This window comes from Alteromonas sp. CNT1-28, from assembly GCF_022348345.1.
Lineage (GTDB): Bacteria > Pseudomonadota > Gammaproteobacteria > Enterobacterales > Alteromonadaceae > Alteromonas > Alteromonas macleodii.
In genome coordinates this window covers 128,914-153,111 of the sequence record NZ_JAKREZ010000004.1, presented here as the reverse complement: position 1 = coordinate 153,111, position 24,198 = coordinate 128,914, and the positions used below count along the sequence as shown (strand labels likewise).

The window sequence follows — 24,198 nt, the reverse complement described above, 5'->3', positions numbered from 1 at the left end:
AAATACAGAAAGATAAACATAACAAAGCGATAGAAGCGGTGCTTTTAATCTAGCCTTAAAACAGTAAAAATTTGCGCGCAAAAAAATAACTTTCATTAAAACCAACGGAACATTTAATTGATTGACTTTTATTCACCGTAGTGTTAACTAATTATTAATGTCAACGGTAAAGTTCACGCCGTATAACAGTATTTGATTCAGACGAAGTGCATAATTCGTCACAACACTGGTTTTTATAAATGCTTAAGAAAGCTGCCAACCTAGGCAACTATCGCTATCAAAACTTTTACTTGTCGGAGTGGTTCGACGAGTAGCTCCTGCGCCCTTCAATTCATTGAAGCGGTCACGCTGCGCCTTGCAGCAAATTTTTATCTAAACAAGTGTTGAATCGCGCAAAAAGCGGCATTAGACCGTGCGCGTTATGGGGATCACAATAATGAAAAAATCGACGTTAGTTCACAAATTAGGTGTGTCTGTTGGCACGCTAAGCTACCTATCGCTTTGTATATCTGGCGCTGTGTTTGCGCAATCTGTATCAGCACAAGAAACGAGCGAAGAAGAAGTTGTAGAGCGCATTCAGGTCACCGGCAGTAATATACGCGGTGCGGATATGGAAGGTGCGCAGCCGCTAACTATTCTAACTTCAGAAGATATTGCACGCACAGGCGCATCTACCATTTCAGAGCTAATGCGCACGGTGACGCAAACCCGTGGAGGCGTTGGTACATTTGACACCACCCAAAGTGGGGCGACGTCTACCTCTACACCACCCGGTCAAGCGGCAGCGTCACTTCGAGGCATTGGGCCCTCTTCAACATTAACGCTTGTGAACGGACGCAGAATTGCAGCAAGCTCATTCGCTTCTGGCACTGAAAATTTTGTTGATATCAATAGCATTCCTGCCTCTGCAGTAGAGCGCGTAGAGGTGCTAGCAACGGGTGCATCGGCGATTTATGGTGCAGACGCCGTTGCAGGTGTTATTAATTATATTCTCAAAAACGATTATGAAGGCTTAGAGCTTCAAACTAATTACGAGAACACCATCAACGGCAACGACCATGGTGCCTTCAATGTTCAAATGCTGTGGGGTAAAAATTTTGATAACGGCAGTAATTTAACGGCGTTTTTTGACTACTTCGATAGAAAAGCGATAAGGGCAACCGACTTTTCGCAAACACGCGATCCTATTTTGGAAAGTAGTTACTCATATCTTTCTAAAGGGCAGCCCAACATTTACTTTGATAGCACATTAGACCGCTATGAAATGCCCGCACCTAACTGTCCTGATGAGCTTACAATAACGGAGCTCGATGAGGAAATTTGTGCCTATTATGCCAATGAAGATGACTATTTCGAAACGCCGCTAGAAACCTTGTCAGGAGGCTTCACCTATACCTATCAAGGTAACGACATTACGTGGCGGACAGATCTTCTTGCCTCGCATACCAAATCAACGTCGTTCTCTACACCATCACCGATTAATCAGGTAAACGATGAAGAAGGAGCATGGATAGAACTCGATGCTCTTAACGTACTTGAGGACGACGCGCGTAACGCAATTATTGACAACTTGTTCATAGGCTCCTTTGATACTGTTGCAGGTCGTGAACTTGAAGGTCTTCAATACGATGCTCGATTTGTATCCCCACGTACCGTCGAAATAGAAACTGACGCCATTCGCCTAGTTTCGTCTTTACAGGGGTACTTTGGTGAGTGGGAATGGGAGGCTGGCGCCCTTTACTCTCGCAGTGAGTCTGAACAGATTGCAACACAAGGTATCTACAACCGCTATCTATATACAGCCGCCGTTCACGGAGAGCTCTGTGATACGGTTGAGATTGCGCAGTATGACAGCACAAACGATATTTTAAGCTGTGGCAGCGGCGCACTGTTACCAGCCTATAACCCTTTTCTAGTAGGCGATGCGCAAAACGACGCTATCTTGGGCCTAACACAAGCACGCCCCACTCGTGATGGAACCAGCGAAATGTTCGGCCTAGATGCCAAAATTAACGGTGAAATAGCGCAGTGGAATGGCAATGCTGTCTTGCTAGCAGCTGGGGTTGAATTCAGACGGGAAGAAATCACTGACTTGCCGTCTTTAGACTCACAAGCGAGAGCGGAAAATAGCTTTCTTGTCGATGTTTTTGGATTCGGTTCAAGTGCCTCAGCGGCAGACAGAAATCAGATGGGCGTCTTTACTGAACTCTTTGTTCCTATTACCGATCAGTTAGATATTAGCCTTGCGGGTCGTTTTGACGACTACAATGATTTTGGCAGCACGTTTAATCCAAAAGTGGGCTTCACCTACCGCCCTATTGATGACTTAGTACTTCGCGGCTCGTGGTCTACAGCGTTCCGTGCGCCTTCTTTGACTCAAGCAGGCGTGCAGCTGCGAACGACTCGCGCATCTTTCGACTGTTCAGCGAACGACGCCGTTGCAGATTTGTACTGCGAGGGGCAAGGTAGCGTTCGCGGCAATAACGTACTTGAACTTGGTAACCCAGCGCTGCGCGCTGAAGAGTCTGAAACGTACTCATTTGGCTTTGCCTATAGCCCAACTGACAACACCACGATTACGGTTGATTACTGGACCTTCGATCACGAAGACATTGTTGATACCAACATGACGGGGGTTCTAGACCGTGCCATTACCGATGCTTCACTTCGCCATTGCGGTGTATTGGATGAGGGAGAGGTTGGCATTTCTTACTTGAAAGACCTGTGTTTAGTTACCGATAGCGCAGGGAATACCATTGAAGATGAGGGCGCTAACTTAACTGAAATTCTTAACGCTTGGGTTGAATTTGACGACCCGCGTTTTGATGAGTTACCGCTGTTTAGAGATCATATTTTATTGCTTGATAATACGGGCACTCAAGAACTCGAAGGTATCGACTGGGACGTAGACCATGACTTTCAGTTAAATAGTGGCACGTTGGAGCTAGGATTTTCTGGTACTCACTACCTGACCTACGATCGCAATAGACCTGGCTCTGATGAAATTGAGTCATTAGCGGGCACTTTCCTTTATCCTGAAACTGTTGCTACAGCTGAACTTTTCTATGTTCAAGAGGATTGGTACGTAGGTGCTTACGTTTTCTATACTGGCAGCTATGACGACGATATCATTCGTTTACGCAGCAGAGAAATCGATGAGTTAATCGAGTTGGGCGCCATTGAAGATGAAGATGATATACGCGATGTAAGCAGCTGGACTACCGTAACACTCAGCGCGGGCTATTACTTTGAGAATGCTGACTTGCGCCTTACTGTTGACAACGTATTTGACCGAGATGCCCCTACGGCTTATGGCTCTGGTAGAGGTTTTGATGCCTTTAACCATGACCCATTTGGTACGCGCTACACACTTGCGTTTAGCTACTATTTTCACTAAGTGATAACAGAGGGCGTTAAGCCCTCTTCACTTTCGGAGGTAAGGTTGCAACATTCACCTTCAACATCGCGAATGCCTGATGCATTCGTAATTTTATTCTTTGTAATACTGCTTGCAGGGCTAGTGTCTTGGCTTGTTCCTGCTGGTACCTTTGACACAAAAAATATCACCACATCAGACGGCAACATTAAAACCGTGCTCGATGCCGATAGCTTCAGATATGCAGAAGAAAGCCATGGCTTTGTGTTATTCGATGGCACAGGCAACAAAACGGGAATAGCTAATTATGCCTTTGATGGCATGGTCTCGGGCGACAAATGGGGCGCTGCAGTCGGCGTTATCGCTTTTATTCTTATCGTTGGCGGCGCCTTCGGCATAGTGATGCAAACAGGCGCCATCAACAACGGCATTATGGCGTTGATAAAACGCTACCAACACGCCGATAATCTCTTGCTCCCTGCTTTATTTTTGCTGTTCTCATTAGGTGGGGCGATATTTGGAATGGGTGAGGAAGCCATTGCATTTTGTATTGTGCTAGTGCCGCTAATGACAGCCATGGGCTATAACGGCATCATGGCGGTGCTTGTCACTTATGTGGCTACGCAAATCGGCTTTGCTACAAGCTGGATGAACCCTTTCTCTGTTGCTATAGCACAAGGCATTGCTGATGTGCCGTTAATGTCGGGCCAATATTTTCGCATGGCCATATGGGCTATGTTTACCGTTTTTGGCTTAATCTTCACTTTACGTTATGCAAAGCAGCTAAAAAATAGTAACCAAGCATTTAACGATGCAGCTTCAGTAAGCAAACAGACGTCTTCTTTAGAGTTCACGTCATCTACCGCATCAACAAATGAGCTCACTGAGCAGCATTTTTCCGTTACCGACAAACTTATTCTGATCGCCTTTTTTGCTTGTATTTACTGGGTAATGTGGGGAGTAATTTTTCATGCTTACTATATTCCTCAAATTGCCTCACAGTTTTTTTGTATGGGAATTCTGATTGGTGCCATTGCATGGGTTGGTGGACGTATGCGCATGAACGATATCAGTGCGGCGTTTGTTAGCGGTGCACAATCGCTGCTGCCTGCCGCCCTCATTGTAGGTATGGCCAAAGGCATTGTATTAGTGCTTGGCGGTGACGAGGTGACTTCACCTTCTGTGCTAAACACCTTGCTGCATCACACTGGTAATACATTAGCGCAAACCGGTTCTGTAATGAGCGCTTGGCTCATGCTGTTGTTTCAAAGCATCTTCAATTTTTTTATTGCCTCTGGATCAGGGCAGGCTGCAATCACTATGCCTCTAATGGCGCCGCTATCAGATCTTGTGGGCGTGACTCGCCAAGTTGCGGTACTAGCCTTTCAGTTAGGCGATGGCCTAACTAACTTAATTATTCCAACTTCTGCTTCGCTGATAGGCTGTTTAGGTGTGGCTGGCGTAAGTTGGACAACATGGGTAAAATTTATTGCAAAGTTTTGCGCCGGCCTTTTCACACTTGCGTCGCTCACTGTTATCACCGCCGTTCTCATAGGTTTTTCTTAAATGCTAACGCTTATCAAAAATGTAGAGTGCTACTCGCCTTCGCCACAAGGCACAGTCGACATTCTTATCGCCAATAATGCAGTTGCACATACTGCCCCCAACATTTCGATGCATTCACCTTCTTTAAACATTATCGACGGTAGTAATTTGATTGCGCTGCCAGGCCTTGTTGACAGTCTGGTGCATATTTCTGGTGGCGGTGGCGAGGGTGGCTTTCACACACGTACGCCTCAAATGTCGCTGACTGATGCAAGTTTACATGGCGTAACAACCGTCATTGGTGCATTAGGTACCGATGCAACTACGCGAACACTTCCTGATTTAGTGGCTAAGACAAAAGGCCTAAACATTGAGGGGATCAGTGCGTATTGTTACACTGGCTCCTACCACCTTCCGGCTCGCACCATTACAGGCAACGTTACTGATGACGTTGTGCTAATCGACTGTATGATCGGGGTCGGAGAAGTCGCAATTGCCGATCATAGAGCTGCCGAGCCGACTGTCCAGGCGCTTGCAGAGGTTGCAGCACAAGCACGAACTGGCGGCATGATTTCTGGCAAAGCAGGTATTGTTTACATTCACACTGGCGACGGAGAGCGCCAACTTTCTGTTTTGCATGACGTTGTTGATAGTACAGATATTCCGGCAAGCCAGTTCTATCCAACTCACATCAATAGAAACCAAAGTTTGTTAGATGCAGGAATCGCTTGGACACAGAAAGGCGGTGTTATTGATATGACCACCAGCACCAACGAGCAATTTATTGAAGAGGGCGAAATACCCGCTGCAGAGGCCGTTGCCTATTGCCTAGATAAGGGTGTACCTACAAGCTGTTTAAGCATGAGCTCAGATGGAAACGCTAGCCTTCCAGTATTCGATGATAATGGCCAGCTTGTGGGCTTAGAAGTGGGTAAAGTAGGAAGTTTATTTGACGCATTTAAAGCTCTGGTATTAAAACACAATGTATCACTAGAGAACGCCATTTCGGTTGTCAGTAGCACCCCCGCCAAGAGACTTAAGCTGCATCGCAAGGGGAAAATCGATGTTGGATGTGACGCTGACATTGTGCTGTGCGATAGGGAAACACTGGATATTGTTCACGTTATCGCTAAAGGCAGGCAGCTGGTTCAGCATGGCAGGGCTTTGGTTAAAGGCACGTTTGAATAACCAAACCTACACGACAAACTTTGCATCGCACTACGTTGCTCCTGAACAAGAAAAAGGGCGCAAGCGCCCTTTTTCGTTTATTAACTATGAAGTATTGAGTCGATGTTTACGCAACTCAATTTAAGGACGAAGCGCCCTATCACCTCGAGCAAGCCCACACACACCGGTGCGCGATGATTCGATAATTTCAGCACACTGCCCCATAGTCGTGGCAAATGCATCTAGCTTATCTGTGGTGCCCGTAATTTCAATGGTGTAGTTGTTTACGTTCACATCCACAATACGCGCACGGAAGATATCAGAGTTCCGCTTCACTTCAGCACGTACCGACTCAGTGCGAGTCGCGACTTTAATCAGCATAAGTTCGCGTTCAATGTGCGTACCTTCAGTAAGGTCTACCACTTTTAGCACATCAATAAGCTTATTCACTTGCTTAGTAATTTGCTCTATGACTTTGTCGTCGCCGTGCGTGATAATCGTTAGACGCGAAAGGCTCGCGTCGTCGGTTGGTGCCACACACAGTGAATCGACGTTGTAACCGCGTTGTGAGAATACACCAACGATACGAGATAGTGCGCCTGGGGCGTTTTCCATTAATACAGAGATAATACGTTTCATCAGGTTCGCTCCGTCTTGCTTAAGCGCATGTCATCCATTGCGCCAAACTTAATTTGCATTGGATATACGTGTTCGTTTTGGTCTACTGCTATGTCCATAAACACTAAGCGATCTGTGTAACTGAAACATTTCTCCATTGCTGCGTCTAGCTCGTCAAGCTTGTCTACTTTAATACCCACGTGTCCGTAAGCTTCTGCCAACTTCACAAAGTCAGGCATTGAATCCATGTAAGAGTGTGAGTGACGTCCTTTGTAAATCATATCCTGCCACTGACGAACCATACCTAGGGCACGGTTATTCAATGAGATAATCTTGATAGGCAGGTTGTACTGCAAACAAGTAGATAGCTCTTGAATATTCATTTGAATACTGCCGTCACCCGTTACTACCACAGAGGTTGAACCTGGGTGCGCAAACTGCACACCCATTGCAGCCGGTAAACCAAAGCCCATGGTGCCAAGACCACCTGAGTTGATCCACTGACGCGGTTTATCATAAGGGTAATAAAGCGCAGCAAACATTTGGTGCTGACCTACGTCAGAACTTACGTAGGCTTTACCGTCTGTGTGTTTGTACAAGGCTTCGATAACGCGCTGAGGCTTAATTACCTCTTCGCCCTGTGCGTAGTTTAAGCACTGACGAGCGCGCCAGGTTTCAATTTGTTGCCACCAATCGGCCAGCTTTTCGCTTTGACCTGATAAGTCTTTCTTATTTACCTGACTTAAGATTTGGTCAAGTACTTTATCTACCGAACCTACTACAGGAATATGCGCATTTACGGTTTTAGAAATCGATGCTGGGTCAATATCAACGTGAATAATATCCGCATGTGGGCAGAACTTATCAACGTTATTAGTAACACGGTCATCAAAACGTGCACCTAGTGCAATGATGCAGTCGGCATTATGCATAGTCTTGTTCGCTTCAAGCGTACCGTGCATACCTAGCATGCCGATAAATTGCTTGTGTGTACCCGGCATAGCACCAAGGCCCATTAGCGTACAAGTTACCGGTGCATTAAGCTTCTCGGCTAACTCAATAACCTTTGCAGACGCATCGCAAGCTACAGCTCCACCACCTACATACAGTACGGGACGTTCTGCTTTAAGTAGCGACTCAACTGCTTTTTTGACTTGTTTAGGATGGCCTTTTTCAGTTGGGTTGTAAGAACGCATGGTCACGTCAGTTGGGAACTCGTACGGGTGTTCTTCTGCTACGTTCACAATATCTTTTGGCAAATCTACTACCACCGGACCAGGACGACCTGTGTTGGCAATATAATAAGCTTTAGCAATCGCTTCTGGGATATCAACCGCGCGCTTTACCAAAAAGCTGTGCTTAACGATAGGGCGTGAGCACCCCACCATGTCAGTTTCTTGGAATGCGTCTTCACCAATATGCTTCGACGGCACCTGTCCCGATAAAATAACCATCGGAATAGAGTCCATATATGCAGTAGCAATACCTGTAATAGTATTCGTAGCGCCTGGACCTGATGTGACGAGCACTGTGCCGGTTTTGCCAGTTGAACGTGCATAACCATCCGCCATGTGGGCGGCTGCCTGTTCATGACGTACGAGGACGTGTTTGACATCATCTTGCGCAAATAACGCATCATAAATGTCTAATACGGCACCACCTGGGTAACCGAACACGTGTGTCACTCCTACATCTTTTAGCGCTTCAACCACCATGGCTGCGCCCGACATCATTTTCACAGTGCTTTCTCCTGTAATGGGTTGGGGGGTTTGTCAGCGTACGTTGACGATGCCCCGACTATATCTAAGGTAATAGGAAGATAAAACACCAAATTGCGTAAAAGTGAGATATATATCCCAATATTCGCAATAATTAGGATAAATATTTCGACTTAAGTGTAATTTTGACAGAAAATAGGATATTTATTTACACGATTTTAACAGCACAAACAATAAACATGATTGCTTTAAGAGAGGCGCCTTTACACGTTTTAGATGCATAAAGGCATAAGCTTAATCATCGAGGTCGATATCAAGATCACTGTTATCGCTTATATCGTCGTCATCGTCAACATCTTGTTCAGCAGCACGCTTAGAGCCATAAATACTTGCTGTTTTTGGACGGTTTATTCTGGCTTGGTATTTCAACCACGCTTTCTCTTGCGGTGTTGCAGGGTCACGATGACCAAGAGCCGATTCTAAATAGGCTTGTTCTTCATCATTCTCTGGCGTAATTTTCCCGTCCACTAGTGCAGCGAACAAACTACCATGAGCCTGAAGAAGCTTACTTTCATTAATTGAAAAATCACCTGAACGGGCAAAGCCGTACGGGTAATTTTTCTTATCTATAAAGGGTTTTCTTGCGACTTGCTCTTTTGTGATTACAGACATCTTAACCTCTTCCACCGCTAATACCTGCGTTGTAAACACAGACAAAATTGCAACACCAACTGTTGAATGAAATAGACTACTGATATAGCGCCTTAATCGCTTTCAAGGTTATTCTTAGTTGGATTTTTATTTTCTGTCAAACAGAAAAGTAGCTGTAGTAAAAACTTAATATTGAATGTTTTAAAAGAGCATAAAAAAGGCCGCAAGCGCGGCCTTTTAATATAAGTGGGATATCAGCGTTTTTCGCTTACCCAAACCGTAATGGTTCCGTCGACGACCACGGTGCCTTCAGCGTTATACGCCTTAACAGAAATAGGTAAATCACCTGGCTTCCATGCGTCAGCTGGCACTTCTGCTACACAACGAATATCTGAGTCTGCTTTCGCCGGATACTTTACTTTCATACCTTTTGGGATCCACCTGAGGTTTTTAGGTATGGATGCTTCACACATAAACCCCATGGCCATTTCCAGACCATTGCAAATAGCAATAACGTGAACCGTTCCAATGTGATTTTCTACCGCTTTACGTTTACTAATAAGCACTTCACAGTAGTTTGGTTTAATGTCTGAGATAAGTGGTGAAACGGTAGAAAAATAAGGTGCCCTGCGCGCTGAGTACCAGCTAAATAGCTTCTTGCCAAAGGGCAGCTTCATAAATTTGTTATATGTATTTAGTACGTAATTCTTTGACATAGTTGTTCACGCTGATAGTTGGGAGCTTTTTATCTTTCGAGTGATTATTAAACCCGCGCCACTGGTTAGACCAGAGGAAGTTACATTAACATAATCCCAACGAAGTAGTGATGCAAATAAATTCCTATTTAGAGATATAAAAAAAGCAGCTAAAAAGCTGCTTTTTGATATCTGTGTAGACGTTACATTGTGTAATTTACGCCTAGGTAGAAGAAGCGTCCTCTAGGCCCTGCCGGTCTCGACAATGTGCCAAGGTAAGGATCTTCCTCAAACGCATTATTGATACCACCATATACTTCTAGGCTATCTTCAAAAGTGTATGAAACAGAAAAATCATGCACCAATGCAGAGCCAGTGTGAGTTTGACTGATAAAATCAGGATCACTCTCGATATCCTGGTTCTCTAGCCCTGGAAGTAGCTGGCTTCCTTCGTAGCGTCCTCTCCACCCAACAACGAGTTCACCAATTATATAGTCTGCACTCATGTTTACGATCCACTCTGGTCGCCCAAACGTTCCAAGAACATCTGTGACTTCGTCAGGTGCACTCACATCCCTTACTTCATCATTTTTGAGGAAGTTTGTTCCGTTGATAGTGAATTCAATTCTTCCGTCTGTGTCGACTAATTTAGCCAACTCAAAGCCATAATCTACGCGGAAATCAATACCAGATGTCTCTACCGCTGCAAGGTTGATAAACCCTGAACGAAAATCTGTGATAAATCCATTTGTAGCATCACGGTCAATTGCGTCACAAAATTGGTTGTTGATTGTTGGCGCGTCTACGCAGTTAGATGCAATGTCAAAACCAGTAAGGCTATCAATCAGGCCATCAATTTCAATATTATAGTAGTCTAGTGTCACTACTAAACCTTCCAGCATACCGTCGAGCTCTGTATCTGGTCTCCACACTGTACCAATCGTGATGGTTTCTGCTTCTTCAGGATCAAGGTCTGGGTTACCGCCCGTTGAACCAGAAACAAACGCTGACAGGAAGTTAGTAGAATCATAAGTGCCATCAGCTACCGCGTCGCCAATCAGTGCAATACAGTTCGCCTCCCTGAACTCAGAGCCCGCACTAATTAAGTTTTGGTTACAAGGGTCATCTCCTGCACCAAGTGAAGCCGCAAATGTAGGTGCGAAGGCTTCATTAATGTTGGGAACCCGCACCGCTTCAGAGAAGGTCGTTCGAATACTAAATGTATCAACAGGTGACCATACTGTTCCTATCGTCCAAGCGTCATGCGTACCATATGGGTCGTAGTCTGAGCTTCTGTATGCTGTGCGCAGCTCTAATCGCTCAGCGAAATCGACACCTTCTAGTAAAGGTATAGTTGCTTCTACAAAGTATTCTGAAACATCGTACTCACCGTCAGAAGGATTGGTTGGGCCGTTACGAGAGTCTAATGTTCCAAAGGTTAAGCCTGCTGCAGAATATGGATCTGGCGTATAGGTACTGGACTCTTTTCTCCATTCGTAACCAAGAGCAAACATAACAGGGCCTGCCGGAAGCTCGAATAAATCAGAAGAGTCGCCCGATACTACTGCTAAGAAATTCTCTTGCGTTATATCGTTCTGCTCAGTGCCAGGTTGGAATATAAAGTTAGCCGCTTCTGCGCTGATTGAATCCTTTCCAAACAAATTCACTGGTACACAAGAACCATCACCAGGCTGGAAAGTTAAGAACCCAAAATTCGCATTCGCAGATGGAAACGGCGACGTAGGAGGAAGCGCAGAACTGTCTAGGTCAGAGCGACAAACAACATTGCCAGTTGCTGGATCTGTTACAGCGTCAATAGCAGCGAAGTATCTATCCTCTATGCGCAAGTTCGAAGTAATGTCGGCATCAGTTCGACCGTAGTTATAGAAAACCTCGTACTCTAGAGCGGTGTTAGGGATATAACCATCGAAGCCTGTAACAATACGATACGTTTTACGTTCTGCTTCTGGGTTTGAATTAGCGTTTATATCAAGAACATCGCGGGACATTACCAAGCTTGGTGATTCACCTTCTGCTTGTAATTCATTAATTTGAGACAGTAGAGCTGCAGGAATATACGGATTGTCTAGTGAGATTGGAATATCGTCATTGAAACCATTCACCTGATTAGTTTCTTTAGTCGAGCTAAATACGAATTTGGCATCTACAAAGAAATTTACGAATTCATTTAGTTCGTAATTTGACACTGCCTGTACTAAGACTCTTTTAGACTCTGGAAGGATAAGTTCAGCGTCGGGACTACCCGGTACACCATCACCACCACTCGCATCGAAAGGTCCAGCATAAACATCGCCGGGATTGTAGGCACGTAAGGTGCCGTCTTCACCCACTACCTGACACGTTGGAAACATGGACGTTCCGATAGTGCCGCAACCTAGCACGCCGCCAGATCCAGCGACATCTCCAAACGCACTGCCAGTTAATGAAATTACACCTCTGTCACTTGAAATTGGAAGTCTGTAATCTGGCACCCAAGTATTCTTGAAGCGTGAATCAATACCAAATGCACTCTGAGTAGCCTCTGTATTAGCTACTTGTGTATATAGACCAGAGCCTGCGAAGTCTCTATCTCTAGCATACACTGGGCTGGTTTCTTGGTATTCAACCGCGAATACTAAATCACCTTTATCTGTAGAAAAGCCGTTGGCCAATGATAAAAAGAATTCATTTGCGTCACCATCGTCAGTCACACCTGTTTGTGTGCGAAGCTCTAGCCCGTCGAACGAGGCTCCGTTTCTCATATTAAAGTTGACAACACCGGTTACCGCATCAGCGCCGTAAACAGCTGAGGCACCACCAGTGAGGACTTCCACGTTTCTAAGTAAAGCAGTAGAGATGGTATTTACATCAACAGAGCCCGTACCCTCAATACCTGAAACATGTCGTCGACCGTTTTCCATAACTAAGGTTCGCTCACTACCTAGATTACGTAAGTCCAGTAAGCTTGCTCCTAGTGGGGTTCCATTAAATGCAGAAAAAGACCCCGGCAGTGACGCCTGTAGTTGAGGCGACTCACGCAACATGGCACCTAAATCTATTTGACCAGATGTTTTGATATCACCAGCATTAATGGCAAGAACAGGGCTCGCTGCTTCCAGGGAGGAGTCTTGAGCAACGCGAGAACCGGTTACAATTACTTTTTCGACATCCTTCTCTTCAACAGCGGCTTCTTCCTGAGCCTGAACCGCAGATGCACTAACAGTAAGTGCAGATGCTACTGCAATTGCTAGTGCAGAAATATTGTTTTGCTTTGATGAACCAAAAGCCATGTGTGTTTCTCCAAGTATTACTTTTTCGTTCCAGAGTGCTCTGTACGGCACTTTTGAGGAGTCTAAAAGCGATGGTTATTTTTATATGTTTTCAATTTGCGTTTTACATAATGCATTTTGCAAATGGTGTGCCTATCAAAAAGCAAGTAAACAGTGAAACTACCGCTAAAAAACGGCGCATTATGCATATTTACCCACTAAAATCTATTTAATATTCAAAAAGACTTAACTAACGGCTTTCGAATGCACATTTAATGTGCAAAAGAGCTCGTAAAATGTAGATTTATTGAGAACTAGGTTGAAATCAAGGCGGCACCGCACTAGGAAGGTGCAAAGAGTCATGAATAAGGATTCACAACGGTGCGTAAAGACAGACAGAATCGGCGCTGAAGCAATAAGCGCAAGCAAATTTATACTTTCGTATAAATTTAAGATTACGCAGTTAATTAGGTCACCTTGTATATTTAAATAAGTAGGTCTTAAACCGTTTTTCAGAGCTGACGACTTGCCGATTCTTGAGCAAGTATGCACGGTGCTTTTCAGTAACATAAGAGGTTATGGTTTGTAGCAAAAACTAATTTGAATGCTTTGTGAAGCGATGGCCGACACTCGGTCGCGGGCGCATAAAGGGGCGCATCAATACATCTGCTAATGTTTAGATTTTCGTGATGTTTGAAAATTTGGAGCGGGAAACGAGATTCGCATCTGGCCGACACTCGGTCGCGGGCCCACCAAGGGGTCGCACTTAGACACTCGGTCGCGGGCCCACCAAGGGGTCGCACTTAAAAACAAGATAAGTTTTTATTTTTGAGGTGTCTGAAAAATTTGGAGCGGGAAACGAGATTCGAACTCGCGACCCCGACCTTGGCAAGGTCGTGCTCTACCAACTGAGCTATTCCCGCATAGAGTCGATGCAGTGCATCTTTTAGTATCTGATTAGATTCAGATTTAAGTTTGGAGCGGGAAACGAGATTCGAACTCGCGACCCCGACCTTGGCAAGGTCGTGCTCTACCAACTGAGCTATTCCCGCAACAAAAGAGGTACTTCGTTTGAAGTGGTGCGCATTTTACAAAAATTTTGGGGTAACGCAACCTTTAATTCTACTTTTTTTGCACCTCAATGTTTGAATGCCTAAATCGTAAACACTTTCTCACGATAATAGCGCATTTCTTCAATAGACTCGCGAATATCATCAAGCGCTAGGTGTACGCCTTTCTTTTCGAAACCGCCTAAAATTTCAGGCTTCCAGCGGCGCGTTAGTTCTTTTATTGTGCTTACATCAATATTTCTATAGTGGAAGTAAGCTTCAAGCTCGGGCATGTACTTAACCATGAAGCGTCTATCTTGCCCTATGGTGTTTCCACATAGCGGTGACTTGCCTGCATCTACCCATTGCTCTAAAAAGGCAATAGTTTGCGCTGATGCTTCTTCAACACTTATTTTACTTTCTCGGCAACGTGCAGTTAATCCACTTTCACCGTGAACTCGTGTACACCACTCGTCCATATTGTTTAACACGTCATCACTTTGATGTACCGCTATTACAGGGCCTTCCGCCAAAATATTCAGCTGTGCGTCGGTAACAATGGTCGCTATTTCCATTACTACACAGGTTTCAGGATCTAACCCTGTCATTTCCATGTCTATCCAAACAAGGTTACTGTCGTCTTTACTCATTACTTTCCTCTTTGCGCTACAGACATGGCAACCATGCCCTACAAACGGTATTATTGACATAGTATACGTGAAACTAGAAAAGAATCGTGGCGAAAAAACCAAAACTTACACAACGACAGAAACGACAAGTTGCAGCAAATAGAAGCAAGCGCTTGCGTGAAAAGCACGCGTCAAAGGGCGCGGCGAACCTTGATGAAAGCACGCTAGAAAGCGGTACTGTGATTGGTCGCTTTGGTAAACACGCCGACGTTGAAGACGCAAACGGCGCAGTATCTCGCTGCCACATTCGCCGCACAGTAGACTCAGTAGTGTGTGGTGACAAGGTGTTTTTCAGTAAAGGGGATGACGCTGAGTCAGGTGTAAGTGGGGTTATTGAAATTGTAAAAGACAGGCACTCCGTCCTGACTCGCCCAGATTATTACGACGGTATTAAGCCCATCGCCGCGAATATCGACCGTATTATTGTGGTTAGCGCCATATTACCTACCCTTTCACTGAATATTATCGACCGTTATCTCGTTGCCTGTGAAGACATAGGCATCACGCCGCTGATTGTCCTTAATAAAGTAGAATTGCTCAGTGAAGAGGAACGCACAACCGTTACAGAGCAGCTTAAGACGTACGAAAACTTAGGCTACGAAGTGCTTTTCACCAGTTGCAAAACCGGTGAAGGCATTAGCAAACTCAATGAATACCTTAACGATAACATCAGCGTTTTCGTAGGGCAGTCCGGCGTAGGTAAATCGAGCCTTATAAACCAAGTTCTGCCAGACGCCGATGAATTAACCGGCGATATTTCAGATAACTCGGGACTAGGTCAACATACAACGACGGCGGCCAAATTGCTTCACTTGCCAGCCGGCGGTGATTTAATTGATTCCCCAGGAGTACGTGAATTTGGCTTGTGGCACATTCCTACCGAACGTATTACATGGGGCTTTATTGAGTTCAGAGATTATTTGGGCGGCTGCAAATTCAGAGACTGCAAGCACTTAAATGATCCGGGGTGCTTACTAAGAGAAGCTGTAGAAGAAGGAAAAATTAGCGCAGAACGCTTCGACAGCTACCATAGAATATTAACCACCATGGAAGAGCAGCGCCCTAGTCACAGCCAGCCTCCCGGGGCATAACAACTGCCACTAGGTTTCAACCTCACTGGAGCGCTAAACTCGTTGGAGCGACCGAAGAAGTACGCGCACTGCTTACGTGTAATAGCTGTCTCTTAATCGGCGATTTATTCTTTTGGTGTGAACCACGTGCTTATGCTTTTGTGTAAGCACTCATAACCCTAAAGTTGCTCTTAATACCACGACTTACGATACAATAACGCTATCTATGCAATGCGTTATTGCTTGCAAAAAAGAAACGGAGATATTTTGTGTTAGATTGGCTTAAAGTTAATTTACAATACGTTACACCAAAGCACCTGCTTTCACGCCTTGTAGGCAAACTTGCAGAAGCAGAAATGGGTAGTGTTACGACATTTTTCATCAAGGCGTTTATTAAGCAATACAACGTTGATATGTCAGAAGCGCTGCATGAGGAACCAGAGCATTATAGAAGCTTTAATAAGTTCTTCACCCGCCCGCTTAAACCTGAAGCCCGCACCATTGACGAAAACGATGACGTACTAATCCATGCTGTTGACGGTACGGTAAGTCAGTTTGGCGATATCCATAGCGACAGTATTTTTCAGGCGAAAGGCCATGACTTTAGCCTAACTACATTATTAGGTGGCAAGCCTGATGTAGCTGCGCCATTTAAAAATGGTAAGTTTGCTACCATTTACCTTGCCCCTCGTGATTATCACAGAATTCACATGCCTGTTGAGGGCACGCTTACTGATATGCTGTACGTGCCGGGCGAACTTTTTTCGGTAAATCCTCTTACAGCACAAAATATTCCAGGTCTGTTTGCACGTAACGAACGTGTTGTCGCGCTATTCGACACGCCTGTGGGCAAAATGGCGATGGTGCTTGTGGGCGCTACCATAGTGGCAAGCATTGAAACTGTCTGGGCTGGCACGGTTACGCCACCTGCGGGTAAAAACGTTCAGCACTGGTCATATGAAAAAGACAGTGAAGCAGCAGTTTTCCTTGAAAAAGGTGCCGAGCTAGGCCGCTTCAAGCTAGGTTCGACCATTGTGGTGTGTTTCGAAAAAGACATGATTGATTTTGAAGACCTCGCCCCTGGTATGGTTACACGCCTTGGTGAGTCTATGGCGCTTAAATCAACCGCACAGGCTACGGCTAAAGATACGCACGTTAGCGATGAAACAGCCAGTGACGAAAAGAGCGAGGCTTCGTCAGAGGGCGCTGACAGCTAATTTATGGATGCTGTTAAAAAAAGCCTGATCTCACTTCATTTCACGGTAATTTTACTTGGTGGTACAGCCCTTTTCTCTCGGCTTGTACCACTTAGCGCCAGTGATATCACTCTTGTTCGTTCAGTATTTGCCTGCATAGCGTTGTTTGCCTTTTTGAAATTGGCGAAGAACAAAATAAAGCTGAATTCAAAAAAAGACTACGGCGTTGCCCTCGGTTTAGGCGTGCTTATGGCACTGCACTGGGTCACCTATTTTGCCGCCATGCAATATGCTGGGGTGTCTGTTGGCATGATTGCCCTTTTTACCTTTCCTGTAATCACGGTACTTATCGAGCCTTTTTTTGAGCGGGTAAGGCTGGTCTGGCAGGATATCGTATCTACCGTTACGGTGGTCGTTGGCGTTTATTTAATAGTGCCAGAGACATCACTGGAAAATGACATTACCCTTGGTGTTCTCATCGGTATTGCCTCCGCCATCTTGTATTCGTTTAGAAACCTTATTCATCGTAAGCACTTTAAGCACTACAGCGGTGCGCAGGCTATGGCGTGGCAGACCTTGGTTATTAGCATTCTAATGTTGCCGGTAGGCAGTGCAGCAATAACCTCAGCGTCTACCAGTTCTTGGCTAATGCTATTGCTTTTAGGTACCGTATTTACTGCGCTTCCTCATGCACTTATTGCTGCGAGCCTACGTCACCTTAGGGCAAAAACGTTTTCGCTTATAGCCTGCATGCAGCCTCTTTATGGCGTTTTCCTTGCTATTATTCTGCTTAACGAAAAGCCTGGTTTAAGTGCGTTGTTAGGTGGAATTCTTATTACGTCAGCATCAGTTTATGAAACGCTCAACACGCATAAGTTGCATAATGCAAAAGATGATTAAGCCGTGTTGTGATCTTTAAGGAAGAAATGTCTATGCTCATTTTTGCTCACCGAGGTGCCAGTAAAGCCGCCCCAGAAAACACAGTAAAGGCATTTAAACTGGCTTTCGAACAACGTGCCGATGGCATTGAGTTTGATACCTATCAGCACGAAAGCGGCATTATTGTTTTTCACGATAGAACACTTACGCGCAGAGCACGGGAATCCGGCTATTTACTTGACGTACCGTGGCAATCCCTTACAGAAATGGACATTGGGGATGGAGAGCGCATACCGACCCTGACCGAAACACTGAATTGTGTTCCAAAAGACAAGTGGTGCAATATTGAGATAAAACACTTACGCGACGTAGACAGCTGGATTAAAGACGTTAAAGCGGCGGTACAGCAAAGCGGCATTAATGCTGAAAAGCTACTTATCTCTTCATTTAACCATCACTGGCTTCAAGCTATTGCGCTTAAGTGGCCCGAAGTGAAGATCGGCGCCTTATCTGCAAGCTACGAGCTTGACTGTACGGCGAGCGCCCGGGCTCTGAACGCTTATTCCGTAAACATTGCATTAGACGCCGTTGATAAGCAGTTTGTGCAAACGGCGCAGCAAGACGGATTTGACGTATTCGTTTATACCGTAGATGAGCCGAGAGACATGCTTATGCTTAACGAGTGGGGAGTGACGGGCATATTCACTAACGTGCCCGATGTAGCGCTTAGTGTGTTGTCGCATTAACCCCTACTTTTTCAATGCGAAAAGTCTGTAGAACGCGTATCTGATACAGACTCACACTATAAAAAAACGAGCCATTGGCTCGTTTTTTTTTGGAATGCTTTACTTGAATTGCAGCTTAGTTGACTACTTAAATTCAGTTGAAAGGTGGTCTGAAAACACCGTATTCTTGCAGCACTTACATTGTCTACACAATCGCATATTCACCCAGTGGCCGGCTACAATTAGCGCTGCACCTATCGCGATGGTAAAGGGTTCGTAGTGATGCCCAAAAATATCTTTGTGCCAATAGATAGCGCCACCCGTAAACAGCAATGCAAGCGGGTAGTATTTGCCATGATAGCGAATTGCACCGCTAACCAAGGCGACTGCACCTACAATTAACGAAAAGGTTAATATCGTTCTCTCAAACCACACTTGTGCAAAAAAGCTAGAACCGATCAGCGGCAGCAGAGGCACCAAAACAGGTAGCGCGAGGCAATGCAACGCACACAAGCTCGACACCCAGATGCCAAGTTTGTCTAGTTTTGTTGGATTCTCGTCAATTGGAGTCATTACCCTAATTACCACCGTGAAAAAATGAGTTCGCGAACTATTCGCCAGAGACGTTATATTATAACAGACTCACAGAAATGAGAAACGTTCCCACATTAAATTTTGATCTTAACGAGATGAAAATGAACTAACTACGTATAAAATGGGGCAAAAAAGCTATTCGTTTGGCGCTGTTTCCAAACGCTCAGCAATGCCTTTTTCTGCGGAGCTGTGCATTAGCCCACTGCTGTGTAAGGCATTTTCTTCAGTCATGCTTACTTTGCTATCCTTCATATCGGCGTTATTAAGTGAAGCCGTTTGATCGCGCTCTTTACCAAACTGCTTGGCCACTTTTGGCGCATGCGAAAAATAGTCGGTTACTGAGGTAAGGGTTAAACCTTCTTTTTCAAGTGAGGGTAAATGAGTTTTCAAGAAATCGACGGTTTCTGGGTGGGGATGACCAATCACAACAACATGACCATTCTTTTTAGCAATACGTTTCATGTGGTTGAACTGCTTAAGTAAGAATGCAGGCTCAAGCTTATGGTCCAGAAACACCTGTCTGCTTGCGCTAGGCACACCTAACCGCTGCGCAATTTCTTCACCTTTTGTGAGTACCGTGGTTCGGCTATCCACAAAAAACAAGCCTTGGCGTTTCACTTCTTGTAGGAGCGCTTCCATTCCTTTTTGCTGACCCGTGAACGCACTTCCCATATGATTATTCACACCAACCGCGTTCGGCACGCTCTTCATTGCCTTTCTCAAATTGTAAGTAATGGCACCTGCGAACATGTCAGTGGTTAACCCAAGGGGCCCCATGTCCTTTCCACTTTGCGCCTGCATAGGCATATGCAGCATAACAGCCCTGCCTTCTTGCTCAGCGCGGAGCGCAATTTCAGAAGCCAGCGGCGTTTGCGGAAGTATAGAAAAGGTAATTTCTTTAGGGAGAGAAAAAGCAGCGACATCGGACGGCCTGTATCCCAGGTCATCTAATATTATAATTATGTCTGACTTTGCTTTTACTTGAAGGCTAGTTAGCCCGCATAAAACAAAGATTATACAAGGCATTAGCAGACGCAAAAGCATCTAAGTCACATCCGTTTTTCATCATTATTATTAAGCGCACACTACACAATGCTGTGTTTTTTCTAGAATACCAACAACTGATTCAGTTTCAACTTAGTTTCTGTCAATCTAGGATTAACCTGCCTAGTCTAGCCAAGAGCTTGGATTTAGCGCCTTGCCTTTATGACGAATTTCAAAGTAAAGGTTAGGATATTCCTGACCACCACTTCGGCCCACAAGGGCTATGCGTTCACCTTGCCTGACATCATCGCCAGCTTGCTTGAGTAACGCTTGGTTGTGACCGTAAACACTCATATACCCTTCGCCATGATCGACAATAGCGACCAGACCAAATCCGCGCAACCAATCGGCGTACAACACTTTTCCAGGCGCAATGCTGTTTACAGGGTCGCCCTCGGCACCATCTATCACAATGCCTTTCCAAGACACTTGCCCTTGGCGGCGACTACCAAATAAGTTTCGTATTCTGCCTTTTACAGGCGCTGCCAGCTTACCTTTTAATTTGGCAAGTCCATCCATACTCACTTCGGCTTCACGGGCAGCCCGTTCTGCGGCAATCCGAGCCGCTTCAATGGCGTCTTTCAGCGCTTTTTCATCAGCTTGTAGCGACGCAATACGCTGGTTTTCAGAGGCTATGGTTTTGTTTATTTTCTTAAGCGTTGCTTTTCTATCGTCCTGGCGGGTTATAAGTACTGCTCGCTGACCTTCTTGCTCATCTTTCAAAGCGGCAAGTGACAAGGCTTTTTCGCTAAGCTCTGCGTTAACTTCTTCAAGCCTAGCAACATTTCCCCTAAAGCTCTCAATCTCTTTTTGGCGCGCTTTTGCCACGTATTGATAATAGGTGATGACACGCTCGAAGGTTCGCGCGTCATCTTGGTAAAACAGCATTTTCGCGTAGTCGTAATGCCCCGCCATAAATGCACTTTTAAGCTGGCTCGATAAAAGTGACTGCTGTTTACGGATAGCCGTTTTAAGCCCTTCTTGTTCTTCCTCGAGCTTCGCTTGTTCTTGCTCAATGTTTTTAAGTGACTGTCGGGTGCTGGATAGTGCTTTCGCCACTTTAGCGATTTCGAGTTCAGAGGCCTTCAGCACATTTTCCAATTCCTGTGCACTGGCTCTATTGTTCTCTAATACTTGCTGTCGAGCGCGCAGTTCGGCCTGTAACTCAGCTAGTTTTTCTTTTTGACTATTCGCACCGCCTTCTTGTGCAATAGCACCACTTCCAATCGGCATAATTGCAAGGGCAACTATGCACCCAATGATTGAAAGAAATAATCGTACTGACATACGTGCGCCTAGAACCTTAACTTTTTCATTGATGACCTAATGTGTTTCATCGTTGCTGTTAACAACGTTTTCCAGTGTATCTGACGCTCCTCCATATGCCCAGTGCAATTTGTTCGTAATATCAATCATCTAAAGTATTTGGCGTAAACCCGCTATGACTGACATCAATCATACTGAAAGGTAAGCTGGTTTCTCGCCCATTTTTCTATATACTTTGCACTCTTTTCATGGTCTGTAGACAGGGTTAGAGGTAATGGATCAACTAATTGAATTTGCTAGCAACAACTTTATTCTTGCTGGTATTTGGGTTGCGCTGATTGCCATGTTGATATTTAGCTATATCAGTGCATGGACATCTTCAGTAAAAGAATTAAGCACGCACGAAGCAACGGTTTTGATGAATAAAGACGATGCGATAGTGCTAGATACACGCCCTGCGAAAGAGTTTAAAGCTGGCCATATTTTGGGTGCCAGACAAATTAAACCTGAAGAGTTGCGTGAGAAAAACTTCAAGAAACTTGAAAACAGTAAAGACAAACCCATTATCGTAGTATGCGCTATGGGTAATCAGGCTCGTGGTACAGCAAATGCGATGCTTAAAGATGGCTTCGCGAATGTGAGTGTATTAAAAGGCGGAATGAACGCGTGGCAAAGTGCCAGCCTTCCCGTTTCTAAATAACAGGTAACCTTTATGAGCAAAGTAGAACTTTACACCAAGGGCCACTGCCCTTACTGCCACCGTGCAAAAGCATTGCTAACGCAAAAAGGTGTAGAATTTATTGAATACCCAATAGATGTTAAGCCTGAACTGCGCGACGAGATGATTGAACGCGCAAACGGCGGCTGGACTGTTCCGCAAATTTTCATTGACGATCAGCACGTTGGTGGCTGTGACGATATGATGGCTTTGGAAGCACAAAGCAAACTAAATCCAATGTTGGGTTTGGCGTAAAGCGTCAGCGCATACAGCAACGCACTACATTAAATTAAAACGACAATTAAATAGGAAATACCATGGCTGACGAAAATCAGACAAATAACGGCGAAGCAGCGGGCGCACAAGCGCAACAGAGTGCTCAGTTCAATATTCAGCGTATCTACACAAAAGACATTTCTTTTGAGTCTCCAAACGCGCCAGCTATTTTCACTAAAGAGTGGAAGCCTGAAATTAAACTAGACATCGACACTAGCACTAACAAGCTAGAAGAAAATGTATTTGAAGTTGTACTTTCAGTTACCGTTACGGCAACACTTGGTGAAGAAACAGCATTCCTTTGTGAAGTGCAACAAGCAGGTATCTTCGCTATTGGCGAAATGCCAGACCAAAACAAAGCGCACACGTTGGGCTCGTTCTGCCCGAACATGCTTTTCCCATATGCGCGTGAAACCATTTCTAACTTGGTTAACCGTGGAACATTCCCTCCACTTAACCTAGCGCCTGTAAACTTCGACGCTATCTTTGCAGCTTACGTGCAAAAACGTGCACAGCAAGCGCAGGGCGAAGCGCCAAAAATGGACGCCTAATTAGGTGAACATGAAAGGCGTGGACATGAAGTCGCATTCGGTTTCAGAGTCTGTTTCAGTATTAGGGGCGGGGTCTTACGGCACCGCCCTTGCTTTTTGTCTTGCCAGAAATGGCAACCCCACACTGCTTTGGGGCCGTGATGAAAAGCACATTGCCGAAATGAAAGCGAACCGTGAGAATGCTCGTTATCTTCCAGGCGCAACATTTCCAGATGCCCTAGTGGTAAATGCCAACTTAGAAGAAGTGGTAGCCGCCAGCCAAGATATTTTAGTGGTTGTACCTAGCCATGCATTTGCGGCTATGCTTCAAAGCTTAAAGCCATTGCTTAAACCGCATCAACGCGTTATTTGGGCGACCAAAGGACTTGAGCCAAAAACTGGCCGTCTGCTTCGCGATGTGGCAGAGGAAATACTGGGTACCGACTATCCCCTAGCCGTGTTATCAGGCCCTACTTTTGCTAAAGAAATGGTAGCAGGCTTACCTACTGCAATTTCGCTGTCTTCCACTGACGATACGCTGAGTGACGAATTTGCAGCAAAGCTGCATTGCGCAAAGTCGTTCAGAGTATACAAAAACTCAGACTTTACTGGCGTTCAGCTTGGTGGTGCGGTTAAAAACGTTATCGCTATAGGCGCGGGCTTAGCCGATGGCCTTGGCTTTGGTGCAAACGCGCGAACGGCGCTGATCACCCGAGGTTTGGCAGAGCTTACCCGTTTGGGCGTGAAGCTGGGTGCAAATCCAGAAACCTTTATGGGTATGGCGGGTCTTGGCGATTTAGTTTTGACTTGCACCGACAATCAATCGCGCAATCGTCGCTTTGGGCTGGCTTTGGGTCAAGGCAAGAGTGTCGATGTTGCTATTGACGAAATCGGACAAGTGGTTGAGGGATATCGCAACACTGAAGAAGTGCACATTTTATCTAAGAAAGTAGGCGTAGAAATGCCTATTTGTGAACAAATTTATGCTGTGCTTTATCATGGGAAATCCCCTAAAGAGGCGGCCTTAGCTCTGCTTGGTCGAGACCTCAAAAAAGAAGCCTAGTGAATACTTGATGGTTTTTGCTTAGTAGCAAAAACCATCAGCCTCTTAAAGCCCCACTAT

General features: G+C 45.2%; 20 protein-coding genes and 2 tRNA genes. 11 read left to right on the top strand and 11 right to left on the bottom strand.

What is annotated here, in order from left to right:
- Window positions 1-436: 436 nt before the first annotated feature.
- From MHN02_RS04020 to iadA, 3 genes are read left to right on the top strand one after another with little or no spacing between them, the layout of a single operon-like run.
- Window positions 437-3,397 carry a TonB-dependent receptor gene (locus MHN02_RS04020; RefSeq protein WP_239244671.1) on the top strand — a complete coding sequence of 987 codons (2,961 nt, stop codon included), beginning with the start codon at window positions 437-439 and terminating at the stop codon, window positions 3,395-3,397.
- Window positions 3,398-3,442: 45 nt separating this feature from the next.
- Complete coding sequence (gene yfcC, locus MHN02_RS04015) at window positions 3,443-4,942, top strand: putative basic amino acid antiporter YfcC (RefSeq protein WP_239244669.1); 1,500 nt, start codon at window positions 3,443-3,445, stop codon at window positions 4,940-4,942.
- Window positions 4,943-6,109: a beta-aspartyl-peptidase gene (gene iadA / locus MHN02_RS04010; RefSeq protein WP_239244667.1), complete on the top strand. Its 1,167-nt coding sequence runs from the start codon at window positions 4,943-4,945 to the stop codon at window positions 6,107-6,109.
- Window positions 6,110-6,229: 120 nt separating this feature from the next.
- On the opposite strand, the gene ilvN is transcribed toward iadA, so the two are convergent.
- The 8 genes from ilvN to orn all read right to left on the bottom strand — a co-directional run bounded on the left by ilvN (window position 6,230) and on the right by orn (window position 14,738).
- The gene (gene ilvN, locus MHN02_RS04005; RefSeq protein ID WP_014975513.1) at window positions 6,230-6,727 is read right to left on the bottom strand and encodes an acetolactate synthase small subunit; all 498 of its coding nucleotides are present in this window, start codon (window positions 6,725-6,727) and stop codon (window positions 6,230-6,232) included.
- Window positions 6,727-8,445 (bottom strand): acetolactate synthase 3 large subunit, encoded by a 1,719-nt coding sequence (locus MHN02_RS04000; RefSeq protein ID WP_039225051.1) that lies wholly within the window; start codon window positions 8,443-8,445, stop codon window positions 6,727-6,729. Before MHN02_RS04000 ends, ilvN begins: the two co-directional genes overlap by 1 nt.
- Window positions 8,446-8,718: 273 nt before the next feature.
- Window positions 8,719-9,096, bottom strand: a complete 378-nt coding sequence (locus MHN02_RS03995) for a DUF413 domain-containing protein (protein ID WP_069943639.1) — start codon at window positions 9,094-9,096, stop codon at window positions 8,719-8,721.
- A 233-nt stretch (window positions 9,097-9,329) separates the two neighbouring features.
- Window positions 9,330-9,791: a hotdog fold domain-containing protein gene (locus tag MHN02_RS03990; protein ID WP_239244665.1), complete on the bottom strand. Its 462-nt coding sequence runs from the start codon at window positions 9,789-9,791 to the stop codon at window positions 9,330-9,332.
- A gap of 182 nt (window positions 9,792-9,973) precedes the next feature.
- Window positions 9,974-13,060, bottom strand: coding sequence for a TonB-dependent receptor (locus MHN02_RS03985; protein ID WP_239244663.1), 3,087 nt, complete (start codon window positions 13,058-13,060; stop codon window positions 9,974-9,976).
- An 826-nt stretch (window positions 13,061-13,886) separates the two neighbouring features.
- Window positions 13,887-13,962 (bottom strand) — tRNA-Gly (locus tag MHN02_RS03980).
- A 53-nt stretch (window positions 13,963-14,015) separates the two neighbouring features.
- Window positions 14,016-14,091: transfer RNA gene (locus MHN02_RS03975), tRNA-Gly, on the bottom strand.
- A gap of 101 nt (window positions 14,092-14,192) precedes the next feature.
- On the bottom strand, window positions 14,193-14,738 hold the full coding sequence (orn, locus tag MHN02_RS03970) for an oligoribonuclease (protein WP_239244661.1): 546 nt from the start codon (window positions 14,736-14,738) through the stop codon (window positions 14,193-14,195).
- A gap of 86 nt (window positions 14,739-14,824) precedes the next feature.
- On the opposite strand from orn, the gene rsgA reads away from it, so the two are divergent.
- The 4 genes from rsgA to MHN02_RS03950 all read left to right on the top strand — a co-directional run bounded on the left by rsgA (window position 14,825) and on the right by MHN02_RS03950 (window position 18,668).
- Window positions 14,825-15,868 carry a small ribosomal subunit biogenesis GTPase RsgA gene (gene rsgA / locus MHN02_RS03965; protein WP_014975509.1) on the top strand — a complete coding sequence of 348 codons (1,044 nt, stop codon included), beginning with the start codon at window positions 14,825-14,827 and terminating at the stop codon, window positions 15,866-15,868.
- Between the two features lie 248 nt (window positions 15,869-16,116).
- Entirely contained in the window at window positions 16,117-17,064 is a 948-nt protein-coding gene (gene asd / locus MHN02_RS03960) for an archaetidylserine decarboxylase (RefSeq protein ID WP_239244659.1), read from the top strand.
- 3 nt (window positions 17,065-17,067) lie between these two features.
- Window positions 17,068-17,943 carry a DMT family transporter gene (locus tag MHN02_RS03955; RefSeq protein WP_014948075.1) on the top strand — a complete coding sequence of 292 codons (876 nt, stop codon included), beginning with the start codon at window positions 17,068-17,070 and terminating at the stop codon, window positions 17,941-17,943.
- A 32-nt stretch (window positions 17,944-17,975) separates the two neighbouring features.
- Window positions 17,976-18,668, top strand: a complete 693-nt coding sequence (locus tag MHN02_RS03950; protein ID WP_039225148.1) for a glycerophosphodiester phosphodiesterase — start codon at window positions 17,976-17,978, stop codon at window positions 18,666-18,668.
- A gap of 123 nt (window positions 18,669-18,791) precedes the next feature.
- On the opposite strand, the gene MHN02_RS03945 is transcribed toward MHN02_RS03950, so the two are convergent.
- The 3 genes from MHN02_RS03945 to MHN02_RS03935 all read right to left on the bottom strand — a co-directional run bounded on the left by MHN02_RS03945 (window position 18,792) and on the right by MHN02_RS03935 (window position 21,572).
- Window positions 18,792-19,220 (bottom strand): MerC domain-containing protein, encoded by a 429-nt coding sequence (locus MHN02_RS03945; protein ID WP_014948073.1) that lies wholly within the window; start codon window positions 19,218-19,220, stop codon window positions 18,792-18,794.
- Window positions 19,221-19,376: 156 nt separating this feature from the next.
- Window positions 19,377-20,267, bottom strand: coding sequence for a divergent polysaccharide deacetylase family protein (locus tag MHN02_RS03940; protein WP_239244701.1), 891 nt, complete (start codon window positions 20,265-20,267; stop codon window positions 19,377-19,379).
- Between the two features lie 141 nt (window positions 20,268-20,408).
- Window positions 20,409-21,572 (bottom strand): peptidoglycan DD-metalloendopeptidase family protein, encoded by a 1,164-nt coding sequence (locus MHN02_RS03935; RefSeq protein WP_014948071.1) that lies wholly within the window; start codon window positions 21,570-21,572, stop codon window positions 20,409-20,411.
- A 253-nt stretch (window positions 21,573-21,825) separates the two neighbouring features.
- On the opposite strand from MHN02_RS03935, the gene MHN02_RS03930 reads away from it, so the two are divergent.
- The 4 genes from MHN02_RS03930 (at window position 21,826) to gpsA (ending at window position 24,138) form a co-directional block, all read left to right on the top strand.
- Complete coding sequence (locus tag MHN02_RS03930; protein ID WP_014948070.1) at window positions 21,826-22,251, top strand: rhodanese-like domain-containing protein; 426 nt, start codon at window positions 21,826-21,828, stop codon at window positions 22,249-22,251.
- Between the two features lie 12 nt (window positions 22,252-22,263).
- Complete coding sequence (grxC, locus tag MHN02_RS03925; RefSeq protein WP_014948069.1) at window positions 22,264-22,524, top strand: glutaredoxin 3; 261 nt, start codon at window positions 22,264-22,266, stop codon at window positions 22,522-22,524.
- A gap of 62 nt (window positions 22,525-22,586) precedes the next feature.
- On the top strand, window positions 22,587-23,096 hold the full coding sequence (secB, locus tag MHN02_RS03920) for a protein-export chaperone SecB (protein ID WP_014948068.1): 510 nt from the start codon (window positions 22,587-22,589) through the stop codon (window positions 23,094-23,096).
- Between the two features lie 10 nt (window positions 23,097-23,106).
- Window positions 23,107-24,138, top strand: a complete 1,032-nt coding sequence (gpsA, locus tag MHN02_RS03915) for an NAD(P)H-dependent glycerol-3-phosphate dehydrogenase (RefSeq protein ID WP_239244657.1) — start codon at window positions 23,107-23,109, stop codon at window positions 24,136-24,138.
- Window positions 24,139-24,198 lie beyond the last annotated feature (60 nt).

What these genes read in the sequence shown, in the direction of transcription:
- MHN02_RS04020 (WP_239244671.1), top strand. Translation starts at nt 437, where the DNA reads ATGAAAAAATCGACGTTAGTTCACAAATTAGGTGTGTCTGTTGGCACG.
- iadA (WP_239244667.1), top strand. Translation starts at nt 4,943, where the DNA reads ATGCTAACGCTTATCAAAAATGTAGAGTGCTACTCGCCTTCGCCACAA.
- ilvN (WP_014975513.1), bottom strand. Translation starts at nt 6,727, where the DNA reads ATGAAACGTATTATCTCTGTATTAATGGAAAACGCCCCAGGCGCACTA.
- MHN02_RS03995 (WP_069943639.1), bottom strand. Translation starts at nt 9,096, where the DNA reads ATGTCTGTAATCACAAAAGAGCAAGTCGCAAGAAAACCCTTTATAGAT.
- MHN02_RS03990 (WP_239244665.1), bottom strand. Translation starts at nt 9,791, where the DNA reads ATGTCAAAGAATTACGTACTAAATACATATAACAAATTTATGAAGCTG.
- MHN02_RS03985 (WP_239244663.1), bottom strand. Translation starts at nt 13,060, where the DNA reads ATGGCTTTTGGTTCATCAAAGCAAAACAATATTTCTGCACTAGCAATT.
- orn (WP_239244661.1), bottom strand. Translation starts at nt 14,738, where the DNA reads ATGAGTAAAGACGACAGTAACCTTGTTTGGATAGACATGGAAATGACA.
- MHN02_RS03955 (WP_014948075.1), top strand. Translation starts at nt 17,068, where the DNA reads ATGGATGCTGTTAAAAAAAGCCTGATCTCACTTCATTTCACGGTAATT.
- MHN02_RS03950 (WP_039225148.1), top strand. Translation starts at nt 17,976, where the DNA reads ATGCTCATTTTTGCTCACCGAGGTGCCAGTAAAGCCGCCCCAGAAAAC.
- MHN02_RS03945 (WP_014948073.1), bottom strand. Translation starts at nt 19,220, where the DNA reads ATGACTCCAATTGACGAGAATCCAACAAAACTAGACAAACTTGGCATC.
- MHN02_RS03940 (WP_239244701.1), bottom strand. Translation starts at nt 20,267, where the DNA reads ATGCCTTGTATAATCTTTGTTTTATGCGGGCTAACTAGCCTTCAAGTA.
- MHN02_RS03935 (WP_014948071.1), bottom strand. Translation starts at nt 21,572, where the DNA reads ATGTCAGTACGATTATTTCTTTCAATCATTGGGTGCATAGTTGCCCTT.
- MHN02_RS03930 (WP_014948070.1), top strand. Translation starts at nt 21,826, where the DNA reads ATGGATCAACTAATTGAATTTGCTAGCAACAACTTTATTCTTGCTGGT.
- grxC (WP_014948069.1), top strand. Translation starts at nt 22,264, where the DNA reads ATGAGCAAAGTAGAACTTTACACCAAGGGCCACTGCCCTTACTGCCAC.
- secB (WP_014948068.1), top strand. Translation starts at nt 22,587, where the DNA reads ATGGCTGACGAAAATCAGACAAATAACGGCGAAGCAGCGGGCGCACAA.
- gpsA (WP_239244657.1), top strand. Translation starts at nt 23,107, where the DNA reads ATGAAAGGCGTGGACATGAAGTCGCATTCGGTTTCAGAGTCTGTTTCA.